This is a genomic window from Streptomyces sp. YKOK-I1 (assembly GCF_054660435.1).
In genome coordinates this window covers 9,404,941-9,427,192 of the sequence record NZ_BAAGDR010000001.1, presented here as the reverse complement: position 1 = coordinate 9,427,192, position 22,252 = coordinate 9,404,941, and the positions used below count along the sequence as shown (strand labels likewise).

Genomic DNA, 22,252 nt, shown 5'->3' with positions numbered 1-22,252 from the left:
ACTGGGGATTCGGCCCCGTGAACGCAGATTTTCGGCCGCCCCGTCCTCGGCGGCTTGCGCCGAGCGGGTCGGCGCTACTCCGTTCGAGTGGTCGTCCTGCGCGCATCGTCGTACGGTCGGTACCGAAGTCCCCGGGACGCACCCGGTCCCGGGACGGGCGGGCGGGAGCCGACATGCGACACCTCACGAGGACAGCGGTGATGCTCTGTGCGGCGCTGGGACTCACCGCGGCGATCGGCACCGCCTCGGCCACGCCGGGCGCGCCGTCGGCCGGGGCGCGGCAGGTGGCCGCGCCGGTGCTGGTGGACTGCTTCTGGCACGCGCAGGTCCGGCCGAGCGCCTTCGTGCTGGCCTGCGGCGACGGCAACAGCCGGCTGACCTCGCTGCACTGGCGCCACTGGGGCACGCGGACGGCACGGGCGAGCGGGGTCAACGTCGTCAACGACTGCGTTCCGTACTGCGCGGCCGGGCACTTCCACCCGTACGCCGTGAAGGTGAGGCTCGACCATCCCAAGCCGTGGAAGAAGCACCCGCAGGTGCAGCACTACAGCCGGATGACCCTCACCTACACCGGGGCCCGGCCGGACCACTTCCCGCGCGTGGTGACCTACCCGCTCTGGAACTGAGCCCGGCTCACTCCATCAGGCCGGCGGCCACCGTCGCGCCCAGCTCCCAGCAGGCCCGCAGGTCCGCCTTGCCCGGTTCCCCGGTGACGGTGACCGGGTCGGCCGCGCTGCGCCAGCCCAGTCCGGTGGTGACGGTCCCGACGGCGCGTACGGCGCCGGTGACGTCGTTGCCGCCGTGGACGTAATAGCCGAAGGGGCGGCTCCGGGTGCTGTCGAGGCAGGGGTAGTAGACCTGGTCGAAGAAGTGCTTGAGCGCGCCCGACATGTACCCGAGGTTCGCGGGGGTGCCCAGCAGATAGCCGTCGGCCTCCAGGACGTCCGACGCGGTGGCGGCGAGGGCGGCCCGCCGTACGACCCGTACGCCCTCGATCTCCGGGTCGGTCGCCCCCGAGAGCACCGCCTCGAACATCGCCTGGCAGTGGGGGGACGGGGTGTGATGAACGATCAGCAGGGTGGCCACGCCACGGAACCCTGCCCGCTGGACCGACCCACCGCAAGTGAGGAGCACCCGGTCAACTCCCACATCCCGGCGGTCAAAAAGTCGCGTGGATCTTCGTGTTTCGAACGTCCTTGGGCCAGTCCCGGAGCACACGGCCCTCGCGGCGGACGCGGTCCGTACGTTCGGATGCACCAGCGGGGCCGGAGGAGTCCGGGCCCGTGCAACCGGCAGGAGGAGCGCCATGGCGAATGTGGAGATCTCTCTCAAGGAGATGATGACCGCGGTGGAGGGCGCGATGGGGGCCGCCGTCGTGGACTACACGAGCGGGATGGCCCTGGGCACGATGGGCGGCGGCAAGGACCTCGACCTGGCCGTCGCCGCCGCGGGCAACACCGATGTGATCCGGGCCAAGGTGCGCACCATGGAACACCTGGGCCTGAAGGGCGAGATCGAGGACATCCTGATCACCCTGGGCAGCCAGTACCACCTCATCCGGCTCGTCAAGGGCCGTACGGGCAGCGGGCTGTTCATCTATCTCGTCCTGGACCGGGAGCGCTCCAACCTGGCCATGGCCCGCCACCAGCTCAAGCGCATCGAGAACGAGATCGAGGTGTAGACACCTCCACGGTCCTCGGCTTCGCACGCCCACGAATTGAAGATTTCTTCATCTCGACACATCCAGATCAGCGCATCACACGGGTGTGCGGAGCCCCCAACCAGGAGGATCGGGAGCGGGATCCCGACGCAGGACCACGCGCGGCGGCGTACGACGCCGGGCCGCCGCGCGGGCGGGAACCATCCGGCGAACGCGGCAGGAGCGAGCGATTGACCATGCAGGTCCCCCTCTATCAGGCCAAGGCCGAGTTCTTCCGCATGCTCGGGCATCCAGTGCGCATCCGGGTCCTCGAACTGCTGCAGGGCGGCCCCGTCCCCGTACGGGACCTGCTCACCGAGATCGAGATCGAACCGTCCAGTCTGTCCCAGCAGCTGGCCGTGCTGCGCCGCTCCGGGATCGTGGTGTCGATCCGGGAGGGGTCGACGGTGAGCTACGCGCTCGCCGGCGGCGACGTGGCCGAACTGCTGCGGGCGGCCCGCCGGATCCTCACCGAGCTCCTGGCGGGCCAGAACGAGCTGCTGGCCGAACTGCGCCAGGCGGATCCGCCGCTGCCGGTGCCGCAGGGCGGTGGCCGGCGGGGGTGACGGCGGAGAGGACGGGGCGGTGGATGCGGCGGCGGAGGTGACGGGCGTCGTCACGGGGAGCGCCGGCAGGGGTGCGGTCGTCTTCAGGTTCGCTTCAGGTGGGCCCTGGAGCCTCGACCGCATGCACGGACACGACCACGGACACCGCCCCCGCACCCCCGAAGCCGAGCGCAGCCGCCGCTGGTTCATGAACAAGGCGCTGCTCGCCGGCGGAGTCGCCGCCGTGGCGACGATGACGGGATGCTCCTCGAACTCCTCCGGCACGGCGGCCTCCGCCTCGTACGGCGGCCCGGGCGGCGGCATGCCCTCGGGCATGCCGTCCGGAGGACCCGGCGGCGGCGCCGGGGGCATGGGCCCCGGGGCGAGTGAGGTCACGTACGCGGACTTCGTCGGGGTCACCACGGACGGCAAGGTCGTCGACGACCTGTACTCCGTCCACTCGACCGACGTCTCCACCGACAAGGTCGTCCAGGCCGCGCAGGCCTTCCTGGACGGGCTGACCGGCAAGGAGCGCAAGGCGTCCGTCTTCGACGTGGACGACGACGAGTGGCTGAAGTGGAGCAACGTCGACGGGTACGAGCGCCAGGGCGCCCGGATGGGGGACCTGACCGAGAAGCAGCGCGACCTCGGCTACGCCCTGCTCGGCGCCGCCCTGTCCGCCGACGGGCTCACCCAGTCCCGCAACATCATGAAACTCAACGGCTACCTGGGCGAGTACAGCGGCGGCGGCAAGGAGACCCTGACCGAGGGCGCGTACTTCTTCACCTTCATGGGGACCCCGTCCACCACCAAGCCCTGGGGCTTCCAGTACGAGGGCCACCACCTGGCCATCAACTACTTCGTCCTCGGCGACCAGGTCGTGATGACCCCGACCTTCATGGGCTCGGAGCCGACCTCCGCCACCTACGACGGCGAGAAGATCACCCTCTTCAGGACCGAGACCAGGGCCGGGCTGACGCTGCTGCGGTCGCTGACCGCCGCCCAGCGGAAGAAGGCCGTCTCCTCGGAGACCAAGGCCGGCGACAACTTCAAGGCCGGCGCCGGACAGGACAACGCCCAGCTCGCCTACCAGGGGCTGGCCGCGAAGGACTGGACCGAGGCGCAGAGGAGCCACCTCCTCGACCTCGTCCGCGTCTATGTCGGCAACCTGGACGACGGCCACGCCGAGGTGAAGATGACGGAGGTCGAGAAGCACCTCGACGACACCTACTTCTACTGGATCGGTGAGACGGAGGACTCCTCCGCCTTCTACTACCGCGTGCACAGTCCGGTGGTCCTGATCGAGTACGACGCCCAGTCCCCGATCGCCTACGAGACCCAGAACCGCAACCCCAGCCAGCACCACATCCACACCATCGTGCGCACCCCCAACGGCGGCGACTACGGCGTGGACCTGCTCAAGCTGCACCTGGAGAACGACCACTAGGACAGGACGCGAACCGCCACTCCCGCCCGAACACCGGCGCGAGAATCGAACGAAACAGACCAAAACGCCACGGTCCGCCACCCCTTCCGCCAGGTAGAAATATCTACCAGCATGCATATGCCGAGTCGGCACAGTGCGGCCGACGGCCTTGCCCGGTGCCGCGCTGGTCCATCGCCGGGTCCTGGGGACAGCACACGGAGCCGGACGATGAGCGATGCGATGTGGGAACGCGGCGTGGAGTGGCTCTCCGCCGCCGCGACGGACCCTCGGGTCTGCAAACGCGAGTGGGACCAGGGCGACGGGATCGCCCTGCTCCAGGCGGGCCGGTACTGGGACGTGCTGAGCGTCCCGGACCGGCTCGGTCTGCTCACGCTGGATCTGCTGTGGCAGCCGGCGCTGCCGGTGCCGGGGCCGACCCTGGTGGACACGGCGGCCCACCGGGTGGGCTTCTTCCTGCCGCCCGACCCGGGCAGCCGGTGGATCGGGGCGGGGCTGCGGCACGCCCGCCGGGGCTCCTGGGTCGCGGTGCCCCCGCCGTACCGGCCGGCCCGGTTCCTGGAGTGGCTCGTGCCACCGGACGGCACCGGCGCCCTGCACCCGCCCGGCATGCTGGAACTGGCGCTGCGCCAGGCCAACGGCACCCTGGCCGTGCTGACCCCACTCGGCGCAGACTAGCGCGTCGCCCAGGACGGAGCCGCTCCCGGGGTTTTCAACTCACTGGCGGGCAACGGCATTTCAGGCACTCGACGCAGAACCGAACAGAAGCCGGTCACTTTCGCGGTGAAGTCTCGCCCAACCGTGCGAGAGCGGCCAATGACGGTGTGTACTGTGCTGCGAGTACCCCCATGCGACCCCTTCTGGAACCCGAATCGATGATCGAATTACCGGACCTGGTGGCCGGCGGTCTGGCCGTCGGCACACTGTCCGCGCTCGCCCTGGGCAGCGGCCTGCTGCGGGCCCGGCGGCAACGTGCCCGCGCCCACGCGGAGATAGCCGCCCTGCGCACGCAACTCGACGGGACGGTGCGGGCGTTCACGGCCGAGGTCGAGCATCTGGCGGCGCACCGCGTGCCCGCCGCCGCCCGCCACGTGGCCCATCGGCACCTCGATGTCCCGGGCCCGCTCCAGCCGTTGACCGTCGGCACCCCGCTCGGCATCGCCCTGGAGAACGTGCTGCTCGCGCTCCAGTCCGAGGTGCTCGCCCAGCGCACCCGGGTCGACGCCGCCGCGCAGGCCGGGATGCGCGGCGCCACCCGGGAGATCCAGGCGGCCCTGTACCGCCTCCAGGACGCCCTGCGCGTGCTGCAGCAGCGCTACGACGACCCGGAGCTGGCCCAGACCCTGTTCCGGCTCGACCACGAGAACGAGCAGTCGCTGCGCCGCGCCCAGGTCACCGCGGTGGTCTGCGGGGCCTGGGTGGGGCTCGCCCGCGAGGAGTCCCACGTCGTGGACGCGGTGACCGGCGGCCAGGCCCGGCTCGCGGGCTACCAGCGGGTGCGGGTCCACAACCATCTGGAGCCCGGCACCGCCCTCGTCTCGCACGCCGTGGAGCCGGTCGCGATCATCGTCGCCGAACTGCTCGACAACGCGCTGCGGCACTCCTCCCCCGACACCGACGTCGTGGTCGGCCTGGAGCACGTCCATCACGGGGTGTGCGTCACCATCGACGACGCGGGCCTCGGCATGACCCGCGACGAACGCGAGCGCGCCCAGCGGCTGGTGGCCGGCGACGAGCCGATCCTGCTGGCCGGACTCGGCGATCCGCCGCGCATGGGACTGGCCGCGATCGGCCGCCTCACCCGCCAGTTCGACCTGGGCGTCGACGTCTCCTCGGCCTCCCCCTACGGCGGGGTGCGCGCGGTGCTGCGCGTCGACAGCCATCTGCTCAGCAAGGTCGACCCCGAGGAGCGGCCCCCGGCGGCCAGCGCCCCGCGCACCACGCGCCGGACGGCTCCTGAACGCAACTCCCCCTCCCACACGTACGGAACGGAGAACCAGGACGCGGAGCCCGCCGGGCACCACGGCTCCCGGGACGCCGACGGCCTGCCCCAGCGCCGCCGCCGTTCCCGCGCGGCCGTGACCGAGGACTCCGCGGCCGTCCGGCCGGCCCGCCGTCCGGAGGAGGCCGCCGCCGCACTCGGCGCGCTCCAGTCCGGCACCGCGGCGGCCCGCTCCGGCGCGGACGAGCCGGCCACCGGGCAGGGGGCCGGGGACGACACCGACCAGACCGACCAGACCGACCACGCAGAAGGAGGAGCGGCCCGATGACCAGCCGCGACACGGGCGACACCGCATGGGTGCTGGAGCCGATCCTGCAGGTGCCGCACGTGGTGGCCGCCGTCATGCTCACCCGGGACGGCCTCGTGACGGGGTACACCGACGCGCTGTCGCAGCCGTCGGCCGAACGGGTGGCCGCCATCACCAGCACCGTACAGGGGGCGTGCCGGACGGCCGCGGCCGCCTTCGCCGACCGGGAACGGGCGGAGGTCCGGCAGATCGTCATCGAGTCCGACCACGGGTACGTCCTCATCGTGCCGACCGACCATGGCACCTGTGTGGCCGCGTACGGCGGGGTCGAGGCGCGCCTCGACCTGCTGGCGCACCGGGTGCACTCCCAGGTGGCGCGACTGGGTGAGAAGGCCATGGCGGCCGCGCCCAGAGGAGCCGACGACAACGCGTCGACATGACCGGGCGTCCGGCCGGCCGCCCCCTGGTCCCCGCGTATCTGTCGACCGGGGGCGTGGCCCGGCCCAGCCGCCCGCACATGGAGCGGCTGACGGTGCTCGCCCTCACCGGCGAACCGCTGCCCCAGGGCCCGCCCGAAGGACTGCCCGAGGGACTGCCCGCCGCCGGACTCGCCCTGCTGGAAGCCCTGGAGGGCGGCTCGCTGGCCGTGGTGGAGGCGGCGGCGCTGCTGCGGCTGCCGGTGTCCGCGGTGCGGGTGCTGGCGGCCGACCTCGAAGACCGGCGCCTGGTACTCGCCCGGCCGCCCATCCCGCCCGCCGGGCGGTTCGACCCCGACCTGCTGAAGAGAGTGGCCGATGGCCTCCGCGCCCTCAAGCACGACTAGCGCACCCTCCGGCACGACCAGCGCGCCCGGCGAGACGGAGCGCGTCCATCTCCCCGACACCGCCCGCGATCTGGTGAAGATCCTGGTCGCGGGGCCGTTCGGGGTGGGCAAGACGACCCTGATCGGCTCGGTCTCGGAGATCCGGCCGCTGCACACCGAGGAGCATCTGAGCGAGGCGTCCGCGCAGGTGGACGATCTGGCGGGGGTGCGGGACAAGACGACGACGACCGTCGCGATCGACTTCGGCCGGGTGAGCCTGCCCGGCGGGGTGGTGCTGTATCTGTTCGGCACGCCGGGCCAGGAGCGGTTCCGGGCGCTGTGGGACGACATCGCCTACGGGGCGCTGGGCGCGCTGGTCCTGGTGGACAGCCGCCGGATCGACGCCTCGTTCGACGTGCTGGGGCTGGTCGAGGAGAGCGGACTGCCGTACGCGGTGGCGTTCAACGAGTTCCCGGACGCGCCCCGGCACCACGGGGTGGAGCGGCTGCGCCGGGCCCTGGACCTGGAGGCGGACACCCCGATGGTGACCTGCGACGCCCGGGACGCGAACTCCTCGATCGACGCGTTGCTGGCGCTGGTCGACCATCTGCTCACCCGTGACCCGGTGGAGGCCCGGTGACCACCTATCCCCCGGACCAGCGGGACTTCTCGCGCTCGGCGCCGGTGCGTCTGTGGGAGGAGGGCTTCGCCGCGGACCCGCGCCACTACTACGGCGCGCTGCGCGCCCAGGGTCCGGTGGGCTGGGCGGAGCTGGCGCCCGGGGTGCCGGCGTACGTGGTCACGGACCGGCGGGCGGCGCTGGAGGTGCTGCACGACGAGGAGACGTTCTCGCACGACCCGAGGGCCTGGGAGACGACCGTCCCGGTCGACTCGCCGGTGCTCGGCATGATGCGCTGGCGGCCCAACGCGCTGTTCTCCGACGGCGCCGCCCACGTCCGCTACCGCACCACGCTGATCGATGTCTTCGACCTGGTGGAGCCGCACGATCTGCGCGGCCGGGTGCACCGGGCGGTACGGCTGCTCGCGGGCCGGATCGGTCCGCGCGGCGAGGCCGATCTGGTGGGGGACTTCGCGCGACCGCTGCTGGCGCTGGTGCTCAACGACCTGTTCGGGCTGCCGGACCACGAGGGCGACCGGCTCAACGAGAGCCTGGGCACGATGATGGAGGGCGGCGCGCGGGCCGCCGAGGGCGAGGCCCGGTACGCGCAGTACGTCCTGGAGCTGATCGACGCCAAGGCCCGGACGCCGGGGGACGATCTGCCGAGCCGGCTGCTGGACCATCCGGCCCGGCTCACCCGCGAGGAGGTCACCTGGCAGGTGTTCCTCACTCTCGGGGCCGGCTACGAGCCGACCGCGAACCTGCTGTCCAACACGCTGTCCCGGATCCTCGGCAACCCGGCCTACTACTCCACCCTCACCAGCGGCGCCCGTCCGGTGCTGGACGCGGTGGTGGAGGTGCTGCACCACGAGACCCCGCTGGCCAACTACGGCATCTACTACGCGCGCAGACCGGTCTCCTTCCACGGGGTGTGGCTGCGGGACGCGGTGCCGGTGGTGGTGTCGTACGGGGCGCTCGGGCACTTCTCGGAACAGGAGGTCACCGAGGGCCGGCATCCGAACGACGCCTCGCACCTGTCGTGGGGCGCGGGCGCGCACGCCTGCCCGGTCAAGCAGCACACGCTGCTGCTCGTCACCGAGGCTATCGAGCAGCTCACCCAGTGGCTGCCGGACCTGGAACCGGTGCTGCCCCGGGCGCGGCTGTCCTGGCGGCCCGGGCCGTTCCACCGCTCGCTGACCGCCCTGCCCGTCCGTTTCAGCCCCCGTTCGCCCTCTTCCGACCAGCCAGGAGTGCCTTCGTGACCGTGACCGACCGCATCGCCCTCGACCCGCTCGGCGCCGACATCACCGCCGAGAGCGCCCGGCTGCGTGCCCTCGGCCCCGTCGTGCCCGTCGAGCTGCCCGGCGGTATCCCCGCCTGGGCGCCCACCGGGTACGACACGCTGAAACAGCTGATCCTCGACCCCGAGGTCAGCAAGGACCCGCGCAGGCACTGGCGGTTGTGGCCGGAGCTCGGCGAGCACCTGTCCTGGGGCTGGATCCTCGGCTGGGTCGGTGTGGTCAACATGCTGTCGACGTACGGCGCCGACCACACCCGGCTGCGCAAGCTGGTGGCGCCGAGCTTCACGCACCGGCGCACCGAGGCCCTGCGGGAGCGGGTGGAGGCGATCACCGCCGAGCTGCTGGACGAGCTGGAGCGGGGCGGCGAGGTGGTGGACCTGAAGGCCGGGCTGGCGCATCCGCTGCCGATGCGGATCATCTGCGAGCTGTTCGGGGTGCCGGAGGAGATGCGGGACGCCGTCGGCCGGCTGATCGCGGCGATCATGGACACCTCGGACCCGAGCCCGGAGCACGCCGCGTTCGTGCAGGAGCAGATCGGCACGGTCCTGGGCGGGCTCATCGCCCACAAGTCGGAGCATCCGGGCGACGACATGACGACCGAGCTGATCCGGGTGCGGGACGAGGACGGGGACCGCCTCAGCGACGAGGAGCTGCTGTACACGCTGCTGCTGGTCATCGGGGCCGGGTTCGAGACGACCGTGAACCTGGTGGGGAACGCGGTGGTGGCGCTGCTGGGGCGGCCCGAGCAGCTGGCGGCGGTGCGCGCCGGGGAGATCTCCTGGGACGCGGTGATCGACGAGACGCTGCGGGCGCACCCGTCGATCGCCTCGCTGCCGCTGCGGTTCGCGGTGAGCGACCTGAAGGTCGGCGAGGTGACGATCCCGGCCGGGGACGCGATCATCACGACGTACGCGGCGGCGAATCTGGACCCCGCGCACTACGGCCCGGACGCGGACGTGTTCGACGCGACGCGGGCGGCGGAGGACCATCTGTCGTTCGGGATCGGGGTGCACCGCTGCATCGGGGCGCCGCTGGCCCGGATGGAGGCGTCGATCGCGCTGAGCACCCTGTTCGAGCGGTTCCCGGAGTTGACCGCTGTCGAGGGGAAGCTGGAGCAGGTGCCGTCGTTCATCGCGTTCGGCTGGCAGGCGATCCCCGTCCGGCTGCGCGGCTGAGCACACCCGTGGGGTGCGACCAGACCCCCGTGCCGGTCGCACCCCCGCGGTGCCCCGAACCTACGTGCCGCGGGACGGGGATGTGAATCGTGGCGATGCCCGTTCGCGGGCGTTGAGGACTCACTTGTGCACAGGTGAGTCCGGATGGCCCGATTCCCGGTCCCCGCGCAGGTCGGGCTGGTCGAGTTCGCGGGTGGCGAGGTGCGCGAGGACGACCTCGTAGAGGTCGCTGCCGGAGGCCAGGAGCTGGCGTTCCAGGACGGGTTCGGCACTGCGGACGTGCTCGCGCACGGTCTGCGCGTGCACGCCGAGCAGCTGTGCGGCGCGTTCGGCGTTGCCTCCGGCGGCGATCCAGGCGCGCAGGGTGCGGCGCAGGTCACGGGCGTCGGTGTCCAGGCGGGCCAGCAGGTCGCGGGCCCAGGTGCCGAGGGCGGGTTCGGTGAGCAGGTCGCCGAGCCGGGCGGGGGCGGCCGGCCGGCCCGTGGTGCCCTCGGTCAGGGCGACCTCGGTGTTGAGGGCCAGGTGGACGGTGGCCCGGACGGTGAGGTCGGAGAAGTCGGTGCCGAGGAGGTTCTCGACGCGCTCCATACGGGCGCGGACGGTGTTGCGGCTGACGCCGAGCACCTTCGCGGCGCTGACGGCGGTGAACTCCAGGCCGAGGCGGGTGGTGGCGAGGAGCTCGGCGCGGGTGTGGTGCGGGAGGGTGTCGAGCGGGCGCAGCAGCCGGGTGGTCCAGGAGCGCAGGATGTCCGGGTCCATCAGGCGTTCGGGGTGGGTGCGCTCGGCGTAGACGGCGGTCTGGTCGGGGCGGAAGCGGGCGACGGCGAGCGCGCTGACGGCCTGCCCGTACGCGGTGGCGGTGCCGGCGAGGCTCTGCCGGGCGCTGCCGCCGAGCAGGGCGTCGGGGGTGCGGTCGCACACCCTGCGCAGCGCGGCGGCCGTGGTGTCGTCGGGGACGACGACGATGACATGGCCGTCCATGGCCGGGCAGCGGACGACGAGGGCCTCGTCGCCGGTGGCCTCGACGCAGGCCTCGGCGAGGCGGTCACGGTCGGCGGGGCTGGTCTCCACGACGTAGACGCACGCGGTCTCGGTGTCGAGCAGGCCGGGCCAGAGTCCGGCGGCGACCCGGCGGGCGGCGACGATGTCCTCGACCATGAGCAGTTGCAGGATCGCCAGGCGCAGGTCGGCGGTGGCGCGGGCGAGGCGGTCGCCGGTGGCCACGGTCTGCTGGGCGCGCAGCAGCAGTTCCAGGACGCTCGCGGCGCGCCGGAGGATGTCGGCGGCGCGCCGGTCGTAGGGGGCGGTCCGGCTGACGGCGAGGACGCCTGCCGTGCCGGGCCCGGGGAGTTCGACCCGGACGAGCCGCAGATGGCGGCCGTCGCCCTCCCAGGCGGCGGAGGCGAGGCGACCGCAGACGAGGTCGCCGAACAGGTCCTCGTCCAGCGGCATCCGCTGCCCGGCGAGCGGCTCGCCGCCGCGGTCCAGGAGGGACACCGTCGCGTCGAGGGTGGTGGCCAGCCAGCCGACGACCCGCCGTGCGCCGGAGGCGGCGGGGCGCAGGTGGTCGAGCAGTTCCTGCGCCCACGAGGAGTCCGTGCCGTCCGTCGCCTCGGTGTGGCGGTTCCCGTCGTCCCGGCCGGCCATGCGCGTGCTCTCCTCGTCCCGCCCGGCCCGCTCGGGGCCGGGACCAGTCATTTCGGTCGGGGACGTTACCTCACACCGCCGCCGGCTCCGATGCCGCCGTCCCGGCGCGCGGGGGTTGCGCCGTACGATGGGGGCGTGGCCCAGCTGCGTGCCGCCCAGAAGCAGATGACCCGTCGGCTGCTGCTGTCGACGGCGCTGGAGCTGTTCGGGAAGCGTGGCTACGCGGGGACGACGGTCGACGACATCGCGCGGGCCGCGGGCACCACCCGGGTGACCTTCTACGCGTACTTCCCCTCCCGCACGGCCCTGATGACGGCGCTCTGCGGCGAGCTGGCGGAGCTGACCGCCGAGGACACCGAGGGTCTCGTCGACGTCGTGCGCGAGGGCGGGCGGGACGGCATCGGGGCCTGGCTGGCCGCCACGGCCTGGCGCTGGCCGGGGATACGGTCCTACGTCCTGGCCGCGGAGGAGGCGGCGGCCGTGGACCCGGAGGTGCGCGAGCTGGTCGAGGGCCGGTTCGAGGGGCTGGTCGCCGACGTCCGGGCCGCTCTCGACGGGGCCGGCCGGTTCGATCCGGGCTCCCGGCGCCTGCGCGGCTTCCTGGCGCTCGCCCAGCTCGACCGGCTGGCGCGGCAGTGGATGCGGCACGGCTGGCAGAGCGACCCGGAGATGGCGCTGGGTCTCCTCACGGACAGCTGGGTGCATCTGCTCGGCCGGCCCGCGGATTAGGGCCCACGGATAAGCTCGGCCAATGGCCAAGTACTACGACGTGCACCCCGACAACCCCCAGCCGCGCACCATCGCACAGGTCGCGCAGGCGATCCGGGAGGACGCGCTGATCGCGTACCCGACGGACTCCTGCTACGCGCTGGGCTGCCGGCTGGGCAGCAAGGACGGCATCGACCGGATCCGGTCCATCCGCAAACTGGACGACCGGCACCACTTCACCCTCGTGTGCCGGGACTTCGCCCAGCTCGGGCAGTTCGTGCGGCTGGACAACGACGTGTTCCGCGCGATCAAGGCATCGACGCCGGGCAGCTACACCTTCATCCTCCCGGCGACGAGGGAGGTGCCGCGCATGCTCCAGCACGCGAAGAAGAAGACCGTGGGCGTCCGCATCCCCGACCACGTCGTCACCCAGGCCCTGCTCGCCGAGCTCGGCGAGCCCCTGCTGTCGAGCACCCTGCTGCTGCCCGGCGAGGACGAGCCGATGACCCAGGGCTGGGAGATCAAGGACCAGCTCGACCACGTGGTGGACGGGGTGGTCGACTCCGGGGACTGCGGCACCGAGCCGACCACGGTCATCGACTTCTCCGAGGGCGAGGCGGTGGTCGTGCGGCACGGGGCCGGGGACGCCTCGCGGTTCGAGTGAGCCCACGGCCCGCGACGGCAACGGCGTGCCCGGGACGCGGACAGGTCCCGGACACGCCGTGCGGTCTTCCGCCTACCGGACCGTGAGGTAGGCCCGGTCCACCGTCTGGACCAGGGTGTTGCCGTCACGGTCGGTCAGCCTGGCCCGCAGGGAGACGGTGCCCGGCTCGGCGGGGTGCTTCAGCGAAAGACGGTCGCCGTGCACGGTCCGCGCCGGGGCCCAGGTCCCGCCGTCGTCGTACGACACCTCGAACGTCAGCTTCTTCACGGTCCGCCGGTCGGCCGCGCCCTCCACCGTGAAGGGCACCTCGAACCGCTCCCCCGCCTTGGCGGTGCTGGTCGGCGACAGTTCGGGGGAGAACCGGACCACGGACAGCGGCAGCCTCGTCCAGCTGTCCTCGGCCACCTCCGCCGAGCGGAACGTCCACCGCGCCCGCACCCGGGTGCTGACCGGGTACATCCCGGGGTCCCGGGTCGCGTCGAGGCTCAGCGCGTACCCGTGGTCCCCCGCCGGGACCGTGTACTCGGCCCGGTACAGCGGGTCGCCGTGGACGGGGATCTCCTCGCCGTCGGCGCGGAGCGAGGCGTCCAGCGTGTAGGCGCTGGATCCCACGTTCCCCTCGCCGTCGCCGAACAGGGGCAGGGACGCCCTGATCGTGTTCCCGCGCCGCGCGAGCCCGGGATACAGGTCCGACGGTTCCCCCTGGGCCGGGGGCAGGGACGGACCGAAGACACCGATGCTGAGCCTCCTGGTGTAGTTCCTGCCCGGCTCGTACGCCCTGAACTGCCCCTGGAACGAGGACAGCGCATTCCACCCCTGCGCGGCGTACGCCCACTTCACGCCGTTGCCGAGGACGTACTCGGTGCTCCGCTCCGGCAGGTCACGCCAGACGGGGGTGCTGAAGTCGGCCGCGATCCGCTCGTCGGGCGAGTAGGGCATCGCGAAGACCACCCCGGTGTCCTGAAGAGGGGAGCCGAAGGTCATGTCGATCTTGGCGAGGTCCTCGCGCCGGACCTCGGTGCTGAAGCCGCCGAGCGACCCCGTGCGGTTCCACGCCATGCGGTAGGTCACGGCGCGCCCGTCGGCGTCCTCACGTGTCCAGAAGCCGCTGTACTGGGCGTATGCCACGTCCTTCGGCGTCTCGTCGCCGATCTGCCCGACCTTGAAGCTCTGGAAGTCGGGGAAGGCGAAGACGGAGATGGCGTCGAGGGCCGTCCCGTCCGTGTTCGTGTAGCCCGGCATCAGCTGGGCGTGGGTGCTCTTCGCCTCGGCGTCGGGCAGGGTGATCCGCGCGGACTCGGCCTCGCGGGCGTCCATGACGATCGTGGTGTCCTTGTCCAGGTCCACGGCCGGCGCCAGGAAGTACGAGTCCGCGGCGGACTCGTCAGCCCCGCCGAGCAGCCCGGTGAGGGCGTAGCTGCCCTTGGGCAGGCGGATGGTGGCCTCACCGTCCGACTCGGCGAGGTCGCCGGCGTAGGCGCGGTCCCGGCCGTCGATCATCGTGTAGCCGTTGCCGGACGGCTTGCCCTCGTCGTCGAGCATCTTCACGGTCAGGTTGTACGACTCGGCCTCGCGCTCCACACCGAAGGCGGTGCGCACCGAGGTCGTGCCGTCCGCCGAGGCCGCGGTCACCGAGCCGCCCCAGGAGCCGAACACCTCGCCGCCGACGCGGGTGTCGGCGGTGACCGCGACATGCGCCGTACCGCCCGCGGGGACGGTCACCCGGCGCGCCGAGAGGGCGAACAGGCCGTCGGGGGCGGGCTTGCCGTCCACCCCGAGCGCGTCCATGGACAGGTCCAGGACGACGGGCTCGGTGCCGAGGTTGCGGTAGGTGATCTCCTTGGTCACCGGCTGGTCGTCGGTGTGCGGCCACGCGGGGCGGCCGAAGCTGATCGGACCGTTCTCGGCGACGACGGTCTGCCCGATCGCGCGCGCCACGTCCGTGCGGCCGGTGCCCTGCTGGTAGGCGCTGTACGGGCCGGGCTCGGTGGAGCCGGTCAGCACCGCCTTGATCCGTTCACCGGTCCAGTCCGGGTGCTCCTGCGCCAGGAGGGCGGCGGCGCCCGCGACGTGCGGGGTGGCCATCGAGGTGCCGCTCAGCGTGGCGTAGCCGGGCGTCCCGGAGGGGTAGTGGTCCTCGATGTCGCTCGTGGTGGAGGCCGCGGCCGTGATGTCGACACCCGGTGCGGTCAGGTCCGGCTTGAGCCCGCCGTCGCCCACGCGCGGGCCGCGGCTGGAGAAGTCGGCGAGCTGGTCGTCCTTGTCCACCGCGCCGACGGTCAGCGCGGACTCGGCGCTGCCGGGCGATCCGACGGTGCTCTCGCCGGCGTAGCCCGCGTTGCCCGCGGCGATGACGAACAGGGCGTCCGACTCGGCGGAGAGACGGTTGACCGTCTCCTCCAGCGGGTCGACGCCCAGGGTGTCGGTGCCGCCCAGGCTCATGCTGACGACATCGGCGTCCTCGGCGACCGCCCACTCCATGCCCGCGATGATGTCGGAGTCCCAGCCGTAGCCCTGGTCATTCAGGATCTTGCCGTCCAGGATGCGGGCGCCCGGCGCGACGCCCTTGTACTTCCCCTGGGACTCGGCGCCGGTACCGGCGATGGTGGAGGCCACATGGGTGCCGTGGCCGTTGGCGTCGACGGTGTCCTCGGAGGCGGGATCGGAGAAGTTCCGGTGCGCGATCACCTGACCCGCCAGGTCGGGATGAGTGCGGTCCACCCCGGTGTCCAGCACGGCGACCTTGACGCCCGTGCCGTCGAACCCGGCCTCCCAGGCGGCCGGCGCGCCGATCTGCGGCACGCTCCGGTCCAGGCTGACCTTGCGCTTGCCGTCCAGCCAGACCTTCTCGACCTTCTTCACCGCGGGTGAGCCGCCCAGCCGCGCGGTGCCCTCGCCGCGGTCGCCGCCGTCGGTGAAGGTGTCCCAGAACGCGGCTCCCCCGCGCCGGTCCGCCCGCAGCGCCACGCCGTTGACCTCGTCGAGCGTCCTGCTCACCCGGGCCCGTGCCGGGCGGAAGGCGCTCGCGGCGGGCGTCCCGCCCCCGGTGTAGGTGACGATGAGCGGCAGATCGGAGCCGTTCTTGTCGGCGTACCCGTCCGCCAGCAGCTGCGTCACGTCGAACAGCCGCCGGTCGAGGGTGCCCCGGGCGGTCGCCAGGGCGGCGTCGCCGGGAACGACGTAGGTGTGCCCGTCGATCGTGCGGACCTGGAAGGACGCCTTCTCCCGCCCCTCGGCCCGCTGGATCCCGGCGACGGAACCGTCGGGGGCGACCGTCACCTTGTCACCGGTGATCAGGGTCACCGTTCGCGCGCTCCGCCCGGCCGACGCGTCGGCGGCCGCCGCGAGGGTCTGGCTCATGACCGGTGTGCCGGTCGCGGCCAGGACGACGGCCATGGCGATCACCGCCGCCACGCGTAAGCCTCTGCTGGGGGACCCGGACATGCTGATCACCTGTCTCATCTCGGAAAGGGCTGTGGGGAGGCCGTACATGATCACGGTCCACGAGGGTGCAGTCGCCTTGTGACCGGGCCTGGACCGCTCGATAACGGAACGGCAACGGCGCTCGGACGGGGGGCCTCGCCGGGAGGTGGGTGGTGCGTGCAACGATGAGTGCCGCCGCACCCGTTGCACGACGCAGAGAGGCACCCCCATGACCTCCGTACAGGGCACAGCCGTGGACATCCCCACCGAGGACGGCGTCGCGGACGCCTATCTCGCCCACCCCGGCGACGGGACGCCCCGGCCGGGCGTGCTGCTGTACCAGGACGCGTTCGGACTGCGCCCGCACCTGAAGGCGATGGCCGACCGGCTCGCGGCGGCGGGCTACACGGTCCTCGTGCCCAACGTGTTCTACCGGCACGGCCGCGCACCGGTGGTGGAGATGCCGGAGTTCATCGATCCCGCCGCGCGGCCGGAGATCTTCGGCAGTCTGATGCCGATCATGCAGTCCCTGACGAACGACCTCACGGCACGGGACGCCGACGCGTATCTGCGCTGGCTGGAGGAGAGCCCGCTGGTCGCGGACGGCCCGGTCGCGCTCACCGGGTACTGCATGGGCGCGCGGCTCTCCCTGCTGACCGCCGGCACCCATCCCGAGCGGGTCGCGGCGGCGGCGGGCTTCCACGGCGGACGCCTCGCCACCGACACCCCGGAGAGCCCGCACCTGGTGGCCGGCCGGATCACCGCCGAGCTGTACTTCGGGCACGCCGACAACGACCACTCCCTGCCGCCCGAGCAGATCCAGCGGCTGGAGGAGACCCTGACGGCGGCCGGTGTACGGCACACCTGCGAGGTCTACGAGGGCGCGCAGCACGGCTTCACCCAGGCGGACACCGCGTCGTACGACGAGGAGGCGGCGGAGCGGCACTGGGCGGCGCTGCTCGATCTGCTGAAGCGGACCTTCTGAGCGAGGGGGGGCGCCGCCACGGGCGCCCCTCTCCTCCCCGCCCGTTGACATGGGCACACCTCGGCGTGACTGTGAGAGCGCTCTCAAAAAGGTATGGACCAACCCCACAGGCCTACCCGCACGGAGGTGGAGAGTGCTCGCAAGGATCACCACGGCACTGTTCGGAGCGGTCGCCCTCGTCGGCGCGCTGCTCACCCTCGGCCCACCGGCCGGGGCCGCCGTCCCCGACACGATCCCGCTCACGATCACCAACGACTCGGGCCGCGGCGAGGCCCTCCACGTCTACAACCTCGGCACTCTGCTGACGACCGGTCAGCAGGGCTGGGCGGACGCGAACGGCGCCTTCCACGCCTGGCCGGCCGGCGGCAACCCGCCCACCCCGGCGCCGGACGCCTCGATCCCCGGTCCGGCGGCGGGGCGGTCGACCACCGTACGGATCCCGAAGTTCTCCGGCCGGATCTACTTCTCGTACGGCCAGAAGCTCGTGTTCAAGCTGACCACCGGCGGCCTGGTGCAGCCGGCCGTGCAGAACCCGGGCGACCCCAACCGGAACATCCTGTTCAACTGGTCGGAGTACACCCTGAACGACTCCGGGCTGTGGCTGAACAGCACCCAGGTGGACATGTTCTCCGCGCCCTACGCGGTCGGCGTGCAGCGCGCCGACGGCAGCACCGTGAGCACCGGGCACCTCAAGGCGGGCGGCTACCACGGGGTCCTCGACGATCTGCGCGGTCGCCCCGGCGGCTGGGCGAACCTGGTCCAGACCCGCTCCGACGGCACGGTCCTGCGCGCGCTCTCGCCGCTGTACGGGGTGGAGACCGGGGCGCTCCCGGCGACCGTCATGGACGACTACGTCAACCGTGTGTGGCAGAAGTACACGACCACGACCCTGACCGTGACCCCGTTCGCCGACCAGCCCGGCACCCGGTACCACGGCCGGGTCTCGGGCGGGGTCCTGAACTTCACCGACGCCTCCGGCGCGGTCGTCACCCGCTTCCAGAAGCCGGACGCGGCCAGCGTGTTCGGCTGCCACAGGCTGCTCGACGCCCCGAACGACGCCGTGCGCGGGCCGATCTCCCGCACCCTGTGCGCGGGCTTCAACCGGTCGACGCTCCTGGTCAACCCCAGCCAGCCGGACACCGGTACCGCGAACTTCTACCAGGACGCGGTGACCAATCAGTACGCCCGGGCGATCCACGCGCGGACGGCCGACGGCAAGGCGTACGCCTTCGCCTTCGACGACGTGGGACAGCAGGAGTCCCTCGTCCACGACGGCTCGCCGCGCCAGGCGTATCTGACGCTCGACCCGCTCTCCTGACCACGCCGACGTCCCGCACGCGGGGGGAGCCTGCGTGCGGGACGTCGGTCAGGTGGTGCGGATCAGCCGGTCGTCACGGCGGTGTCGTCGATGACGAAGCTGGTCTGGAGCGAGGAGTCCTCGACGCCGGTGAACTTCAGCGCCACCGTCGTGCCCGCGTAGGAGCCGAGGCTGAAGGACTTCTGGACGTACCCGGAGGCCGCGTTGAGGTTCGAGTACGTGGCCAGGGTGGTCGAACCGGCGGTGACCGTCAGCTTGTCGTACTGGGTGCTGGTGGTGGTCTCGGCCGTGTCGACGTGGAGGTAGAAGGTGAACGTGGTGTTGGTGCAGCCGCTCGGGATCGTCACCGACTGGGACAGCGTGTCGGTGTGGGTCGAGCCGTAGCCGTCGAGCCACGCCTTGTAGGAGCCGGTACGGGCCGCCTGGCTGCTCGAGTTGGTGATGACACCGCTCGACGCCGTCCAGGTGGTGTTGCCGGACTCGAAGCCGTTGTTGCCCAGCAGCTGGGTCGAGGTGCAGGAGCCGCTGCCCGAGGAGCTGACCGTCCAGGTGAAGGACGCCGTGCCGGTGGCGCCGGTGGAGTCGGTCACCGTGACGGTGGTGCTGTAGGAGCCGGCCGTGGTCGGCGTACCCGAGATCAGACCGGTCGAGCTGATCGACAGGCCGGTGGGCAGACCGCTGGCGGCGTAGGTCAGCGTGCCGCTGTTGGTGCTGCTGGCCGAGATCTGCAGGCTGACCGCGGTGCCGACGGTGGTCGACTGGCTGCCCGGGTTGGTGACCGTCACGCCGGTCGACGGGACCGTGATGTGGCTGCCGACGTTGATGCCCGCGAAGGCGTTGCCGACCCCCGCGTACTGGGTGGAGCTGGAGCCGTAGAGCGCCGTGGCGGCGTTCAGGGCGGCGGTGCGGGCGCCCGCGTAGTTGGTGCTGGACGTCATGTACGTCGTCAGCGCCTTGTACCAGACCTGGAGCGCCGCTGCCCGGCCGATACCGGCGACGGCGACGCCGTCGGAGGTCGGGCTGTTGTAGGTGACGCCGTTGATGGTCTTGCTGCCGCTGCCCTCGGACAGCAGGTAGAACATGTGGTTCGCCGGGCCCGAGGAGTAGTGGACGTCGAGGTTGCCGACGCCGGAGTACCAGCTGTCGGCGGAGCTGCCGTCCTTGTCGGGCTCGTCCATGTAGCGCAGCGGGGTGCCGTCGCCGTTGATGTCGATCTTCTCGCCGATGAGGTAGTCGCCCACGTCGGAGGAGTTGGCCGCGTAGAACTCGACACCGGTGCCGAAGATGTCCGAGGTGGCCTCGTTCAGACCGCCCGGCTCGCCCGAGTAGTTCAGGCCCGCGGTGTTGGAGGTGACGCCGTGGCTCATCTCGTGGCCGGCCACGTCCAGCGAGGTCAGCGCGTGCGTGCTGCCGGAGCCGTCGCCGTAGGTCATGCAGAAGCAGTCGTCGTCCCAGAAGGCGTTGACGTACGCCGAGCTGTAGTGGACGCGGGAGTAGGCGGCGACGCCGTCGTTCTTGATGCCGCTGCGCCCGAAGGTGTTCTTGTAGAAGTCCCAGGTGACCTGGGCGCCGAAGTGGGCGTCTACACCGGCGGTCTGGGTGTTGGAGCCGGAGCCGGTGCCCCAGGTGTCGTCGGTGTCGGTCATCAGGGTGCCGGTGCCCGACGTGCCGTTGTTGAGGCTGTACGTCTTGTGGCCGCCGCGGGTGGTGTCGTACAGCTGGTACGTCGACCCGGACAGCGTGGTGCCGATGGTGACGGTGCCGCTGTACTGGCTGTTGCCGGTACCGGTCTTGATGTCCTGGAACTCGGAGAGCTTCGCTCCGGTCAGGGCGTCGGTGACGACGTGCAGGCGGCTCGGCGTGCCGTCGTCCTGGAGGCCGGTGACCACGGTCTCCCAGGCGAGCTTCGGCGTGCCCTGGCCGGCCCAGATCACCTTGCGGGCGCTCTGCGTGGCAGGGTCCGTCGCGTCGAGCGCCGCGGCCCGCTTCAGCGCCTTGGTCTCGGCGGAGGCCTTGCTGTACGTCGCCTTGGTCGACTTGACCGAGATGGCGCGGCGGTTGTTGTTGAAGGTCGTGCTCACGGTGCCGGCGGCCAGCGAGGCCGGGGCCGTGTGCACGACGAAGTCACCGCCGAGGACGGGCAGTCCGGCGTAGGTGCGCTCGTAGCGCGTGTGCACGGTGCCGTCGTTGTCCTTGACGACGTCCTTGACGATGAGCTTCGTCTGGGCGGGCAGGCCCAGGGACTCCGTCGTCTGCTCCGTCTTCGCCTGGGCGCCCTTGATGAGCGCGGTGCGCTGGGCGGGCGTGACGTCGGCGGCGAGGCCGCCGCTGCGCAGGGGGGTGGGGTGGGGGGCTGCGGGCTTCGCGGCTGCCGGGACCGACTGGACGCCGAGGGCCAGAAGGGCGGCGGTGGAGAGCAGGGCCGCTCCGACCGCGGTCCGCTTGCGGGGGTTGGGTCTCACTCGTTCTCCTACTGCGGCGGCCGAGGGGTACGGCCGGTGACAGACCGGGCAGACGGGTGTGCTGTCCGGGACGAGCTGAGTGGTGCGGGACCGTGGAACCGTGTGGGGGCTGGCGTGCCGCTGGTGTGCGGCACGTTGGGAGGGAGAATGGCAGGGTTGACGGTTACATGTCAGCCCGACCCGGATGCTTCGAGGGTTATCCCTCGGTGCCGGGCCCGGCGCGGACCGTCACCCCCCGGCGTTTCTGTGAGCAAGCTGTGCGTACCCTGTCCGCCCGGTGCGACACGCCGGATCGGCTTGCCCTCACCCCACTCTTACACGTAGACAATCCTCCACGAACATCCGTGACTCTGGGGGCGAGTTGGCGATGGAAGGCACGATTGACGGCTTCCGGTACGGGATCGTGACCCCGGTGGCGGCCTATCTGATGGCGTGCCTGGGAGGGGCCCTGGGGCTGCGCTGCATCGTGCGGTCCCTGATGGACAAGGACTCCTTCAGGACGGGATGGCTGGTGCTGGGGGCCACCTCGATCGGCTGCGGCATCTGGACGATGCACTTCATCGCGATGATCGGCTTCCGGGTGCGGGAGACCCGGATCGGCTACGCGGTCTGGCCGACCGTGCTCAGCCTCGCGATCGCGGTCGCCGTGGTCGGCGTCGGCGTGTCCCTCGTCGGCCGCCGGGGCGCGGGCCGCGGCGCGCTGCCCCTCGCGGGCGCCGTCACCGGTCTCGGTGTCGCCGCGATGCACTACCTGGGCATGGCGGCGATGCGGCTCGACGGCACCCTCGTGTACGACCCGCTCCTGGTCGCCCTCTCGGTGCTGATCGCGGTCGGCGCGGCCACCGCCGCGCTGTGGGCGGCCGTCACGGTCCGCGGCTTCCTGACGAGCCTCGGCGCCAGCCTGGTGATGGGCCTCGCCGTCTCCGGCATGCACTACACGGCGATGGCCGCGGTCGGCGTCCATGTGCACGGCACGACCTCGTCCCGGGCCGGCGACTCCCCCGCCTCGCTGCTGCTGCCGATGCTGATCGGACCGGTGATCTTCCTGGTCCTCGCGGGCGTGGTGGTGATGTTCGACCCGCTGCTGGTGCTCGGCGACGGCGAGTGGAACCGGCCCGCTCCAAACGAGCGGGCCGAGACCCCGAAGCGCCAGGTCAGCCGGTCGTGGAGCGGTGGCTGAGCGGTGCGCGCAGCCCGAGGTGCTCGCACGG

General features: G+C 72.0%; 20 protein-coding genes. 16 read left to right on the top strand and 4 right to left on the bottom strand.

The annotated features are described in order from the left end of the window. Nucleotides 1-173 precede the first annotated feature (173 nt). Nucleotides 174-626, top strand: a complete 453-nt coding sequence (locus ACYQ8Q_RS41955; protein WP_460072311.1) for a hypothetical protein — start codon at nt 174-176, stop codon at nt 624-626. A 7-nt stretch (nt 627-633) separates the two neighbouring features. On the opposite strand, the gene ACYQ8Q_RS41950 is transcribed toward ACYQ8Q_RS41955, so the two are convergent. Then, complete coding sequence (locus ACYQ8Q_RS41950; RefSeq protein ID WP_460072309.1) at nt 634-1,086, bottom strand: flavodoxin family protein; 453 nt, start codon at nt 1,084-1,086, stop codon at nt 634-636. A gap of 220 nt (nt 1,087-1,306) precedes the next feature. Between ACYQ8Q_RS41950 and ACYQ8Q_RS41945 the strand changes: the two genes are divergently transcribed. The 10 genes from ACYQ8Q_RS41945 (at nt 1,307) to ACYQ8Q_RS41900 (ending at nt 9,834) form a co-directional block, all read left to right on the top strand. Continuing rightward, nucleotides 1,307-1,681 carry a roadblock/LC7 domain-containing protein gene (locus ACYQ8Q_RS41945; protein ID WP_055633293.1) on the top strand — a complete coding sequence of 125 codons (375 nt, stop codon included), beginning with the start codon at nt 1,307-1,309 and terminating at the stop codon, nt 1,679-1,681. Between the two features lie 215 nt (nt 1,682-1,896). Further along, complete coding sequence (locus tag ACYQ8Q_RS41940) at nt 1,897-2,265, top strand: ArsR/SmtB family transcription factor (RefSeq protein WP_460073724.1); 369 nt, start codon at nt 1,897-1,899, stop codon at nt 2,263-2,265. Nucleotides 2,266-2,386: 121 nt separating this feature from the next. Then, nucleotides 2,387-3,691 (top strand): DUF3500 domain-containing protein, encoded by a 1,305-nt coding sequence (locus ACYQ8Q_RS41935; RefSeq protein WP_460072307.1) that lies wholly within the window; start codon nt 2,387-2,389, stop codon nt 3,689-3,691. Nucleotides 3,692-3,898: 207 nt separating this feature from the next. Beyond that, complete coding sequence (locus ACYQ8Q_RS41930; RefSeq protein WP_460072305.1) at nt 3,899-4,366, top strand: hypothetical protein; 468 nt, start codon at nt 3,899-3,901, stop codon at nt 4,364-4,366. Nucleotides 4,367-4,563: 197 nt separating this feature from the next. Then, a complete protein-coding gene (locus ACYQ8Q_RS41925; RefSeq protein WP_460072303.1) occupies nt 4,564-5,958 on the top strand; it encodes an ATP-binding protein in 1,395 nt (464 codons plus the stop codon). Next, nucleotides 5,955-6,377 (top strand): roadblock/LC7 domain-containing protein, encoded by a 423-nt coding sequence (locus ACYQ8Q_RS41920; RefSeq protein ID WP_460072301.1) that lies wholly within the window; start codon nt 5,955-5,957, stop codon nt 6,375-6,377. The genes ACYQ8Q_RS41925 and ACYQ8Q_RS41920 overlap by 4 nt, the downstream gene beginning before the upstream one ends. Further along, nucleotides 6,374-6,760 (top strand): DUF742 domain-containing protein, encoded by a 387-nt coding sequence (locus ACYQ8Q_RS41915; protein WP_460072299.1) that lies wholly within the window; start codon nt 6,374-6,376, stop codon nt 6,758-6,760. Before ACYQ8Q_RS41920 ends, ACYQ8Q_RS41915 begins: the two co-directional genes overlap by 4 nt. Then, a complete protein-coding gene (locus ACYQ8Q_RS41910) occupies nt 6,732-7,379 on the top strand; it encodes a GTP-binding protein (RefSeq protein WP_460072298.1) in 648 nt (215 codons plus the stop codon). The genes ACYQ8Q_RS41915 and ACYQ8Q_RS41910 overlap by 29 nt, the downstream gene beginning before the upstream one ends. Further along, entirely contained in the window at nt 7,376-8,620 is a 1,245-nt protein-coding gene (locus tag ACYQ8Q_RS41905; RefSeq protein ID WP_460072296.1) for a cytochrome P450 family protein, read from the top strand. The genes ACYQ8Q_RS41910 and ACYQ8Q_RS41905 overlap by 4 nt, the downstream gene beginning before the upstream one ends. Next, nucleotides 8,617-9,834: a cytochrome P450 family protein gene (locus ACYQ8Q_RS41900; RefSeq protein WP_460072294.1), complete on the top strand. Its 1,218-nt coding sequence runs from the start codon at nt 8,617-8,619 to the stop codon at nt 9,832-9,834. The genes ACYQ8Q_RS41905 and ACYQ8Q_RS41900 overlap by 4 nt, the downstream gene beginning before the upstream one ends. Nucleotides 9,835-9,954: 120 nt before the next feature. On the opposite strand, the gene ACYQ8Q_RS41895 is transcribed toward ACYQ8Q_RS41900, so the two are convergent. Then, nucleotides 9,955-11,481 (bottom strand): helix-turn-helix domain-containing protein, encoded by a 1,527-nt coding sequence (locus tag ACYQ8Q_RS41895; protein ID WP_460073722.1) that lies wholly within the window; start codon nt 11,479-11,481, stop codon nt 9,955-9,957. Nucleotides 11,482-11,616: 135 nt separating this feature from the next. Here ACYQ8Q_RS41895 and ACYQ8Q_RS41890 point away from each other — a divergent pair, with 135 nt between their 5' ends. After that, the gene (locus ACYQ8Q_RS41890; protein ID WP_460072292.1) at nt 11,617-12,210 is read left to right on the top strand and encodes a TetR/AcrR family transcriptional regulator; all 594 of its coding nucleotides are present in this window, start codon (nt 11,617-11,619) and stop codon (nt 12,208-12,210) included. A 22-nt stretch (nt 12,211-12,232) separates the two neighbouring features. After that, a complete protein-coding gene (locus ACYQ8Q_RS41885; RefSeq protein WP_460072290.1) occupies nt 12,233-12,853 on the top strand; it encodes an L-threonylcarbamoyladenylate synthase in 621 nt (206 codons plus the stop codon). Between the two features lie 72 nt (nt 12,854-12,925). Here ACYQ8Q_RS41885 and ACYQ8Q_RS41880 read toward each other — a convergent pair whose 3' ends face one another. Continuing rightward, nucleotides 12,926-16,297, bottom strand: a complete 3,372-nt coding sequence (locus tag ACYQ8Q_RS41880; RefSeq protein WP_460072288.1) for a S8 family peptidase — start codon at nt 16,295-16,297, stop codon at nt 12,926-12,928. A gap of 208 nt (nt 16,298-16,505) precedes the next feature. Here ACYQ8Q_RS41880 and ACYQ8Q_RS41875 point away from each other — a divergent pair, with 208 nt between their 5' ends. After that, on the top strand, nt 16,506-17,261 hold the full coding sequence (locus tag ACYQ8Q_RS41875) for a dienelactone hydrolase family protein (protein WP_460072287.1): 756 nt from the start codon (nt 16,506-16,508) through the stop codon (nt 17,259-17,261). Between the two features lie 133 nt (nt 17,262-17,394). After that, nucleotides 17,395-18,579 (top strand): glycoside hydrolase family 64 protein, encoded by a 1,185-nt coding sequence (locus tag ACYQ8Q_RS41870; RefSeq protein ID WP_460072285.1) that lies wholly within the window; start codon nt 17,395-17,397, stop codon nt 18,577-18,579. Between the two features lie 62 nt (nt 18,580-18,641). Here the strand turns inward: ACYQ8Q_RS41870 and ACYQ8Q_RS41865 are convergent, their stop codons facing one another. After that, nucleotides 18,642-21,041, bottom strand: coding sequence for a M4 family metallopeptidase (locus ACYQ8Q_RS41865; protein ID WP_460072283.1), 2,400 nt, complete (start codon nt 21,039-21,041; stop codon nt 18,642-18,644). Between the two features lie 367 nt (nt 21,042-21,408). Between ACYQ8Q_RS41865 and ACYQ8Q_RS41860 the strand changes: the two genes are divergently transcribed. Beyond that, a complete protein-coding gene (locus tag ACYQ8Q_RS41860; protein ID WP_460072281.1) occupies nt 21,409-22,221 on the top strand; it encodes an MHYT domain-containing protein in 813 nt (270 codons plus the stop codon). Nucleotides 22,222-22,252: the final 31 nt, after the last annotated feature.